Raw genomic sequence first — 8,778 nt, 5'->3', positions numbered from 1 at the left:
TGAGGCCGTCGTTCCCAGGTAGGAGGGGGATGCAGCCGGTTCCTGGCCGTTTGACCTTTGCATTCTCTTCTCTTGCAGCAACGCTTGCCGCCAGCAACGGTAGAATGCCAGGCTGAGAGCAAAAGCAGTGTCGGCAACAGGTGAGGATATGGCGCAGCGTGCCCAGCAGGGATCCGCAGTTGGCAGCAATCGGTGGGAGTGGGGGAGAAAATCGCTCCGGCTTGTCTTAGCTGCTGTGTTGCTGTGGGCGGTTTGGCTGGGTGGGATCCCGGCCCTGGCGCTGCCGCAAGGGGATGCCATTACGGATCCGCGTACTCTCTTGCGGCGGGCGCTGCCCATCCAGGACAGCCGGATCTGGGAAATCGATGAGGCCATCACCAAAATTGAGAGCGACCTGAAGTACAACCGCTGGTCGGCGGTGCGGGGAGATGTGCGCCAGGTGGAGCGGCTTCTGGATCGCTACACGGATCCCCTCTTGGCGGAGTTGCCCCCTGAGCAGGCTGCTGCCGCCGCTGGAGAAGTTGCCGCTCTACGCCAGGAGTTGCAAACCATCGGCCAGGCCACGGAGCGCAAATCCAAGGGCAAAGAAGAGGCCCGCGCCGCCTACGACCGCCTCATAGACGAGCTGGGATCCCTGGAAAACCACTGGGTGGGGGCTTTTCCCTACGCGATCCCTGCCGAATATGCCGACAAGCCGCAGCTCCTGGGCCGGGCGGAAGCGGAGCTGAACACCACCGCCGGGCGCATGGTGATCACGCTGGATGGGTATAGCGCCCCCCTCACCGCCGGCAACTTTGCCGATTTGGTGCAGCGGGGCTTCTACGACGGCCTGACCTTTGACCGGGTGGAGAACTTCTTCCTGGTGCAAGCGGGGGATCCCCCAGGCCCTGCCGACGGCTATGTGGATCCGGCCACCGGCAAGGTTCGCACCATCCCGATGGAGATCCGGGTCAAAGGCGAGGTGGTGCCCCGCTACGGCCAGACCTTCGATCAACTGGGCCTGTGGGATGTAGAGCCGGCCCTGCCCTTTGCTGCTGAGGGGACGGTGGCCATGGCCCGCTATCCCGATGATCCCAACAGCGCCTCTTCTCAGTTCTTCATCTTCATGGCCGAGCCGGATCTCACCCCTGCCGGCCTCAACCTCATGGATGGCCGCTATGCCGTATTCGGTTATGTTACCGAGGGCACCGAGGTGCTGCGCAAGATCAAGCTAGGGGACCAGATCCTGAGCGCCCGGCTGATCTCAGGCCAGGAAAATCTCAAAAATGGGGCTTAGGGATCCGCGGCGCCACCGTTCGTTTCCTGTCTGACCGCATCGATCAGCCGCCGCACCGTCGCCGTCCCTGAGGAGGGCTTGAAGCGCAAGGGAAATTTGCCCCTGGCCAGCAGGCGCAGCCCCAAAGGCACCAAGCTGAGCAGCCCCTCCCGCCCCACCACCTGCAGGCCGAAGCGGCGCTCATCCACCCAACCACCGGAGCGCACCAGTTGCACCAGGGTCTTGCGGTGGCGGATGGCTATGTCCTGGGCACGAGAACGGTTGCCCGACAAAACAGGAGTCTGGTCTCGGGAGAGGATCCCTTGCTTGAGCTCGGTGATTTGATCCAGGGGCGCTACACCCATCGGGCAGACACTGTTGCAGTTCCAGCAGCGGGTACAGCCCCAGACGCCGGCCAAGCTATCTTGAGCTTGCAGGCGTTGTTCCCGTCGGCTGTCGCGGCTGTCTTGGACAAGGCGGTTGGCTTTGGCCAAAGCATGAGGGCCGACAAACTCCGGGTTCACCTCTTTGGCGTTGCAGTCGGAATAGCAGGCCCCGCAGAGAATACAGCCACCGGCAGCGTTGAGATGCTCCCGTTCGGCAGGCAACTGTAAAAATTCCCGCTCCGGGATGCGGCGCCCCGCCGTGCTGACAAAGGGATCCACCCGGCTGAGATCGTTCCAGAAGGGCTGCATATCCACCACCAGATCCCGCAGGACGGGCAGGTTGCCCAAAGGGCCGATGCGAATGGGCTGAGGGCTGCGGGGATCCAGCTCTTCGCCCACCTGTCGGCCACAGGCCAAAGTAGCCCTGCCGTTGATGCGCATGGCACAACTGCCACAGATGGTGTTGCGGCAGTTTTTGCGGAAGGCCAAGCTGCCATCCTGCTCCCACTTGATCCGGTTGAGGCAATCGAGAATGGTAGCGCCAGGAGATGTCTCCAGCCAGAAAGACTGCCAGCGGGGTGGCTCCGGCGGCAACTGTCGCAAAATCTGAAATTCCACTCGCATGGATCCGGAGAATGGGCAGGGGATCCCATCTTAGCGGCAGCGTGGGCAGGCGCGACTACAGCGCGCGGCTGAGGGCGCTACCCGGCCCCTGAAACAACAGCCAAGAGATCAGAAAGTTGGTAACAAACACGCCCAGCAGCGCCGTGACGACAGCATCGGTGGTGGAGCGCCCTACCCCCTTGGCGCCGCCGCTGGTGGAAAGGCCCCAGTTGGAGCCGACAATGGCGATCAGAGCCCCGAACACCATCGCCTTCAAACAACAGACGAGCAAGTCCCAAGGGGCCAGGAGATTCTGAGCCGAGGTGAGAAACACCGCGGAAGGAATGTTGTAGACCGAAGCGCAGATGATCATCCCTCCCACTAAGCCGGTTAGCAAGGAGAGGATGGTGAGCACCGGCAGCATCAGCCCTGAAGCCACCACCCGCGGGATCACCAGGTAATCCACCGGATCGGTGCGCAACAACAGCAGAGCGTCGATCTGCTCAGTGACTTTCATGGTGCCCAGCTCGGCGGCAAAGGCGGATCCCACCCGTCCGGCCAGGATCACCGCCGTCACCACCGGCGTCAGCTCGCGGGCCAGGGCAATGGCCAAAACCCCGCCGATGAGGGAAGAGGCCCCGAAATTGATGAACTCGCGTGCCAACTGAATGGTGAAAACGCCGCTGATCACCACCGCCGTGATCAAAACAATCAGCAGCGACTCCAGCCCCACTGTCGCCAGTTGCTCCAGGGTGTTGCGCCGATGAATACGGCCTTGCAGCAGGTGCAAGATCACCTGACCGGCCAGGAGAAAACTGCTGCCCACCCGCTGCAACCAGTTCATGATCTTTGTCTCAAGGGTTTCAAGAGGCTGATACGGCTGACGGCTTCGCCTCAGGTTCTGCCGGCAGCTGGAAGCTGGGCACAAACGAGGCCCGCGTCAAGGGTTGGTCGATAATTAGCCCTTCCCCCCCCAACACCTCGAGGGCGCGCCCCTCGACGGAGATCCACACCCGCGCGCCGGGGTTCTGGCTGGTGGCCGTGTAGAGCACCTGCGCGATCCGGCTCATCATCGCCGTGGATCCCCCCCCTTGCGTGAATTCAGAAGAGAAATTGAGGAAAATATCGTTGCCTTCCACCCGCACATCCAGCAGCCGCGTCTGGGAGGGGATAGCGGTGGCAAGGTGGGGATCCCGGGGGCCGGCAATCAGCTCTTCCAAGGCCAGACGAATGGCCTCTTGGGTGTCAAAAGCGCGCAGGGAGCGCTCCTGCTGCACGTAGTAGATGGAATTGTCAGCACTGGTCAGCCAATACAGAGAAAGGGTTTGCCGCGGCCCGATGCTGTACCACCAAGCTCCCCCCATCACCCCCAACCCCAGCAAAAAGCCGAGGATCCCCAGTTGCAGAGCCGGGCCGCGCCGGGGGCGAGGACGCCGTCCTCCCAAGCGGACGGAGCCAAGCTGTGCAGTACGCCCTCCGTAGTGATCCATCGCTGCCATTCCCCTGTCTTGCCTAGCTCTAGGGTAGCGAAGAAAAGCCCACCCTGTCGCAGAACAAGCGCAGCAGCAACCGGATCCCTTTATCTGTATGATGATTAATGACTTATCAACATCAACCCGGCTTTGCTGAGTCGATAGCTGCGCACACAAGGAGCTGAGCCTCAACTATGGTTACTGCCACCGCTACTGCCACCAATGTTGGCTACATTACACAGGTCATTGGCCCTGTGATCGACGCCGAGTTTCCCAGCGGCAAGCTGCCCGAAATTTACAATGCCCTCAAGGTGGAGGGCACAACCGAAAGTGGCCTGAAGATCAACATCACCTTCGAGGTGCAGCAGCTTCTGGGAGACAACCGCGTGCGGGCGGTGGCCATGTCCTCTACCGATGGCTTGGTACGGGGCATGCCAGTGGTGGATACGGGCGCTCCGATTACCGTACCGGTTGGGCAGCCCACCCTAGGTCGTATTTTTAATGTGCTGGGAGAGCCGGTTGACCAAGGGGAGCCCGTTCAAGCTCAAGAATTTGCCCCCATCCACCGCAGCGCGCCGGAGTTTGTCAATTTGACGATTAAGCCAGAGCCCTTTGAAACGGGCATTAAGGTGATCGACCTGCTGGCCCCCTTCAAAAAGGGCGGCAAGGTGGGCCTGTTTGGCGGCGCCGGCGTAGGCAAGACGGTGCTCATCCAAGAGCTGATCCACAACATCGCCGAGGAGCACTCCGGCCTATCGGTGTTTGCCGGCGTGGGAGAGCGCACCCGCGAGGGGAACGACCTCTACAACGAGATGAAAGAATCGGGGGTGCTGGACAAGGTGGCGCTGGTGTACGGCCAGATGAACGAGCCGCCGGGCGCCCGTATGCGGGTGGGCCTGACTGCCCTGACGATGGCGGAGTACTTCCGCGACGTCAACAAGCAGGATGTGCTGCTGTTTATCGACAACATCTTTCGCTTTGTGCAGGCCGGGTCGGAAGTGTCGGCGCTGTTGGGCCGCATGCCCTCAGCGGTGGGGTATCAGCCTACCCTGGCCACCGAAATGGGCAACCTGCAAGAGCGCATCACCTCCACCAAGCAGGGATCCATCACTTCGGTGCAGGCGGTGTATGTGCCTGCTGACGACTTGACGGATCCGGCGCCGGCGACGACGTTTGCCCACTTGGATTCAACGGTGGTGCTGTCGCGCAGCTTGGCCGCCAAGGGCATCTACCCGGCGGTGGATCCCCTGGATTCTTCCTCCACGATTCTGCAAGCCGACATTGTGGGCGAGGAGCACTACAACACCGCTCGGGCGGTGAAGCAAACGCTGCAGCGCTACAAAGAGTTGCAGGATATCATCGCCATTCTGGGGTTGGACGAGCTGTCGGAAGAAGACAAGCTGGTGGTGGCCCGCGCCCGCCGTATCGAGCGCTTCCTGTCGCAGCCGTTCTTTGTGGCGGAGGTGTTCACCGGCTCGCCCGGCAAGTACGTGAAGTTGGAGGACACCATCAAGGGCTTCCAGCGCATTTTGTCGGGGGAACTGGACGATCTGCCGGAGCAGGCTTTTTACCTGGTGGGCACCATCGAAGAGGCCATTGAGAAGGCGGAGAAGCTCAAGTCTAAGTAATGCCCTCAGCCCCAGCCCCGCTCCCGGCGGGAGAGGGGAGTTGATGACTGCTAGGGATCCTCGGCCACAGGCCCGAAGCGGTAGCCTTTGCCATAGACGGCGTGGATCAACTCGGGGGAGCCGGGCAAGCGCAGGCGACGCCGCAACAGGCGTACCTGGGCGGCCAGGACGTTGCTGCTGGGGGGATCCTCGCCAGCCCACACCTGTTCGTAGATCTGCTCGTGGGTGAGCAACTGGCCAGGGTGGGTCATGAAGTACTCCAGCAGGCGGAATTCCTTTTGGGAGAGGTGGATCATCCGCCCCTGGCGGTAGGCCACTTGGTTCTCCCGATCCAGCTCCAGATCCCCAATTTGCAGGCGAGGGATCCCTTCGCCGGGGCCGGCAGCCCGCCGCAAGAGGGCCCGCACCCGCGCCAGCAGCTCCCGCAGCTCGAAGGGCTTGACCAGGTAGTCGTCGGCGCCGGCGTCCAGCCCTTCCACCCGGTCGTCGAGGGTATCTTTGGCGGTTAGGAAGAGGATGGGGGTGGCGCGGGACGCAGTTTTTTCCACCTGGCGCATCCGTTGGCAGAGGGAGAGGCCGGACAGGCCCGGCAACATCCAGTCCAGTACCAGTAGGTCGTAGGGTGGAGCTGGGGGCTTCTGCAGCAGCTCCCAGGCACTGTTTCCCTCGTAGGCCACGTCCACGCTGTGGCCCTCTCGCCGCAGGTGCTGGGCCAGGGAATCGGCCAACTCCACTTCGTCGTCCACCAACAAGATGCGCGCCATGCTCTAGGAGTCTGTCTCGTCGTCGGTTGCAGAAGAAAGCTCGACTGCCGAGGAGCAATCCGAGCCGGGCAGCGGCTCCAGTTGCAAAGAGAGATCATAAAGGCGGCGCCGCGTCCAGAGGGGGGATCCCTGGAAGCGCTGGGCCAGTTGCCGGCTGGCGGCGGAGCGGGGAAGGCCCTCGGCCAGCAGGCGGGCCAGCTCCTGGCGAACTTCCGCTTCCGAGGGGGAGGTTTCTTCGTCTTTTTGGGAGGCAGACCGCCCCTCTAGAACAAGGGTGAACTCTCCCCGCGGTGGCTGGGCGGTGCAATGCTCGAGAGCGGCGGCCAGGGATCCCCGCCAGAAGGACTCGTGCAGCTTAGTCAGCTCACGGGCCAGCACGATCTGCCGCTCCGGGCCGCAGTGAGCCAGGAGATCTTGCAGAGTTTGCTGCAGGCGGTGGGGGGCTTCGTAGAGGACGATGGTGCGCTCTTCTTGGGCCAGTTGTTGCAGACGGGCCTGCCGCTGGCTGGCTTTGAGCGGCAAAAAACCCTCGAAGACAAACCGCCCTGTGGCCAGCCCAGAAGCAGCCAAGGCGGCCACTGCCGCTACCGGGCCAGGCACCGGGATCACGGGGATCCCGGCTTGGATGCAGGCGCGCACCAGTTCTTCACCCGGATCGGAGATGGCGGGTGTGCCGGCATCGCTGATTAGAGCCACCGACTGCCCTGCCGCCAGATACTTCAGGATTTGCGGGATCCGCTGTGCCGTGTTGTGCTCGTGATAGCTGATGAGGCGGGCGGAGATCTGAAAGTGTTTAAGAAGCTGGCCGGAGTGGCGGGTGTCTTCTGCTGCCACCCAGTCCACCTCCCGCAAAACCCGCAGCGCCCGCAGGGTAATGTCTTCGCGGTTGCCGATAGGGGTGGCCACCAAGTAGAGGCCGACGGTGGGGCGCTCCATCCCGACGAGGCCAGAGCTGAGCGGGTACTGCTTTCTAGGTTAACCCCTCTAGCCGGGATCCCTGTGGCAGGATCGGGAGAGACTGGCGGGAGAGAGCAGGTGCGGCTGACCACGCGAGCTACTTACAGCATCCGGGCTTTGCTGGATCTGGCGATGCTCGGCGCGGGGCAGATGGCCTCGGTGCGGGCCATTGCTGAGCGACAGCAGATCCCGGCCCCCTATCTGGAAAAGCTGTTGATCGAGCTGCGCCAGGCCGGTTTGGTCTGTTCGCAGCGGGGGGCGCAGGGGGGCTACCGGCTGGCACGGGCACCGCGGCGGATCCCGATCAGCGCCATTTTGGCAGCGGTGGGAGAATCTCTGGATCCGCTTGTGGAGAGTTCCAAAGCTTCAGCCGTGCCTCAGGCAGGCTCGACGGAGCGGCTGGACTGGGTGACAGCGGCTCTCTGGGAGCGGATCGCCCGACGGGCGCAGCAGGTGCTGGAGGAAACCACTCTGGAGGATCTGTATTTTGATGCCCGCAGTTGGCAGGCGGCTCAGGATCAGGAGAGTGGATTTGTGGTCTGATGGGCAGGATGGAGCGCTTGCCCTTTTTCCCGACTCAGCCGGCTGCTGCGCTGGTGCTGGCGGCAGCGCTGGGTCTGGATTACTGGTTGGCGGATCCCTGGGGGTGGCCCCATCCGGTGCGGGTAATGGGGGCGGTCATCGCCTGGGGGCAAGGCTGTATCCTCAAGCACTGTTCGACCCCACAGGCACAACGGTGGGGCGGGGCGGTGCTGACGCTGGCGCTGCTGGCGGGATCCTACGCGGCAGGCTGGGGGCTGATCGCCGTTGCCCAGGCTCTCCACCCCTGGGCAGGGATCCTGATGCACGCCATCCTGATGGCCAGTTGCCTGGGGGGGCGCAGCCTGCGCTTTGCCGCCTTGGAGGTGTTGGATCCCTTGGAAAAGGGGGATCTGCTGCAGGCCCGCCAATGCCTCAGCCGCTACGTGGGCCGGGATACAGAGCACCTGACGGAGGCGGAGATTTTGCGGGCGGTGATCGAGACGGTGGCGGAAAATACCCCGGACGGGGCGACGGCCCCTTTGTTCTATGCCTTTTTGGGAGGGGCGCCCTTGGCTTTGGCCTACAAGGCCAGCAGCACGCTTGATTCGATGGTGGGCTATCGCCATGCCCCCTTTACCTACCTGGGCACGGTGCCGGCCCGCTGTGAGGATGTGTTGACCTGGCTGCCCTGCCGGCTGACGGTGTTGACGCTGGCCCTGTTCAGCGGGGATCCCTGGGGGTTTTGGCAGCGGTGTCGCCGCGACGGGCGGGCGGATCCCAGCCCCAATTCGGGGTGGAGCGAGGCGGCCTTTGCCTGGCGGCTGCAGATCCAGTTGGGAGGCACCAATTGCTATCGCGGGATCCCCAAAGAGAAGCCCAAGGTGGGGATCCCAGCCCGTCCCTTGAGCCCCCAGGTGGTGCGGGAAAGTCTGGGGCTGCTGCGGCAGGTTCTGGGGGTGTGGGGAAGTTGGATGGTGGGCGTAGCTCTAGTTCTCAGCTTGGGAGAGGGGCTGGGGGCCACTTCGGTATCGATTATTTGGTGGTATTGAGAAAGTCGCCGAGATTGAGGATGGTGTTTTGCTCGCTGACGATGGTTTGGATATCGTCAGGCAAGTTGCGGACGTACTCGAGCTGAAGGGCCTAGGGCGTCGCAGGCGCATGGGAAAGGGCTCCGGGATCCAAGACTTTTGA

At 62.9% G+C, this 8,778-nt stretch carries 9 protein-coding genes; 4 read left to right on the top strand and 5 right to left on the bottom strand.

Annotation, left to right across the window (positions count from 1 at the left end):
* Window positions 1-148 precede the first annotated feature (148 nt).
* The gene (locus tag NW853_RS02225; protein ID WP_414347500.1) at window positions 149-1,276 is read left to right on the top strand and encodes a peptidylprolyl isomerase; all 1,128 of its coding nucleotides are present in this window, start codon (window positions 149-151) and stop codon (window positions 1,274-1,276) included.
* Here NW853_RS02225 and NW853_RS02220 read toward each other — a convergent pair.
* The 3 genes from NW853_RS02220 to NW853_RS02210 are packed head-to-tail and all read right to left on the bottom strand — an operon-like array spanning window position 1,273 to window position 3,734.
* The gene (locus tag NW853_RS02220; protein WP_414335280.1) at window positions 1,273-2,265 is read right to left on the bottom strand and encodes a succinate dehydrogenase/fumarate reductase iron-sulfur subunit; all 993 of its coding nucleotides are present in this window, start codon (window positions 2,263-2,265) and stop codon (window positions 1,273-1,275) included. The two genes, NW853_RS02225 and NW853_RS02220, sit on opposite strands and share 4 nt — an antisense overlap.
* A 55-nt stretch (window positions 2,266-2,320) precedes the next feature.
* Window positions 2,321-3,091, bottom strand: coding sequence for an MlaE family lipid ABC transporter permease subunit (locus tag NW853_RS02215; protein WP_414335284.1), 771 nt, complete (start codon window positions 3,089-3,091; stop codon window positions 2,321-2,323).
* 16 nt (window positions 3,092-3,107) lie between these two features.
* Complete coding sequence (locus NW853_RS02210) at window positions 3,108-3,734, bottom strand: GerMN domain-containing protein (RefSeq protein ID WP_414335278.1); 627 nt, start codon at window positions 3,732-3,734, stop codon at window positions 3,108-3,110.
* A gap of 176 nt (window positions 3,735-3,910) precedes the next feature.
* Here NW853_RS02210 and atpD point away from each other — a divergent pair, with 176 nt between their 5' ends.
* A complete protein-coding gene (gene atpD, locus NW853_RS02205; protein ID WP_414335276.1) occupies window positions 3,911-5,344 on the top strand; it encodes a F0F1 ATP synthase subunit beta in 1,434 nt (477 codons plus the stop codon).
* A 50-nt stretch (window positions 5,345-5,394) separates the two neighbouring features.
* Here atpD and rppA read toward each other — a convergent pair whose 3' ends face one another.
* Together rppA and rsmI are read right to left on the bottom strand one after the other, a co-directional pair.
* Complete coding sequence (gene rppA, locus NW853_RS02200) at window positions 5,395-6,108, bottom strand: two-component system response regulator RppA (RefSeq protein ID WP_414347498.1); 714 nt, start codon at window positions 6,106-6,108, stop codon at window positions 5,395-5,397.
* Window positions 6,109-6,111: 3 nt separating this feature from the next.
* Entirely contained in the window at window positions 6,112-7,044 is a 933-nt protein-coding gene (rsmI, locus tag NW853_RS02195; RefSeq protein ID WP_414347496.1) for a 16S rRNA (cytidine(1402)-2'-O)-methyltransferase, read from the bottom strand.
* Between the two features lie 99 nt (window positions 7,045-7,143).
* On the opposite strand from rsmI, the gene NW853_RS02190 reads away from it, so the two are divergent.
* Together NW853_RS02190 and cbiB are read left to right on the top strand one after the other, a co-directional pair.
* Complete coding sequence (locus NW853_RS02190) at window positions 7,144-7,608, top strand: Rrf2 family transcriptional regulator (protein WP_414335270.1); 465 nt, start codon at window positions 7,144-7,146, stop codon at window positions 7,606-7,608.
* Window positions 7,608-8,636 (top strand): adenosylcobinamide-phosphate synthase CbiB, encoded by a 1,029-nt coding sequence (cbiB, locus tag NW853_RS02185; protein ID WP_414347493.1) that lies wholly within the window; start codon window positions 7,608-7,610, stop codon window positions 8,634-8,636. The genes NW853_RS02190 and cbiB overlap by 1 nt, the downstream gene beginning before the upstream one ends.
* Window positions 8,637-8,778: the final 142 nt, after the last annotated feature.

It is taken from the genome of Synechococcus sp. H55.11 (assembly GCF_047462475.1).
Taxonomy (GTDB): domain Bacteria; phylum Cyanobacteriota; class Cyanobacteriia; order Thermostichales; family Thermostichaceae; genus Thermostichus.
Note: the sequence above shows the minus strand (reverse complement) of the source record. Positions and strands in the feature narration are given on the sequence as shown.

What these genes read in the sequence shown, in the direction of transcription:
- NW853_RS02210 (WP_414335278.1), bottom strand. Translation starts at nt 3,734, where the DNA reads ATGGATCACTACGGAGGGCGTACTGCACAGCTTGGCTCCGTCCGCTTG.
- NW853_RS02225 (WP_414347500.1), top strand. Translation starts at nt 149, where the DNA reads ATGGCGCAGCGTGCCCAGCAGGGATCCGCAGTTGGCAGCAATCGGTGG.
- atpD (WP_414335276.1), top strand. Translation starts at nt 3,911, where the DNA reads ATGGTTACTGCCACCGCTACTGCCACCAATGTTGGCTACATTACACAG.
- rsmI (WP_414347496.1), bottom strand. Translation starts at nt 7,044, where the DNA reads ATGGAGCGCCCCACCGTCGGCCTCTACTTGGTGGCCACCCCTATCGGC.
- cbiB (WP_414347493.1), top strand. Translation starts at nt 7,608, where the DNA reads ATGGGCAGGATGGAGCGCTTGCCCTTTTTCCCGACTCAGCCGGCTGCT.
- rppA (WP_414347498.1), bottom strand. Translation starts at nt 6,108, where the DNA reads ATGGCGCGCATCTTGTTGGTGGACGACGAAGTGGAGTTGGCCGATTCC.
- NW853_RS02220 (WP_414335280.1), bottom strand. Translation starts at nt 2,265, where the DNA reads ATGCGAGTGGAATTTCAGATTTTGCGACAGTTGCCGCCGGAGCCACCC.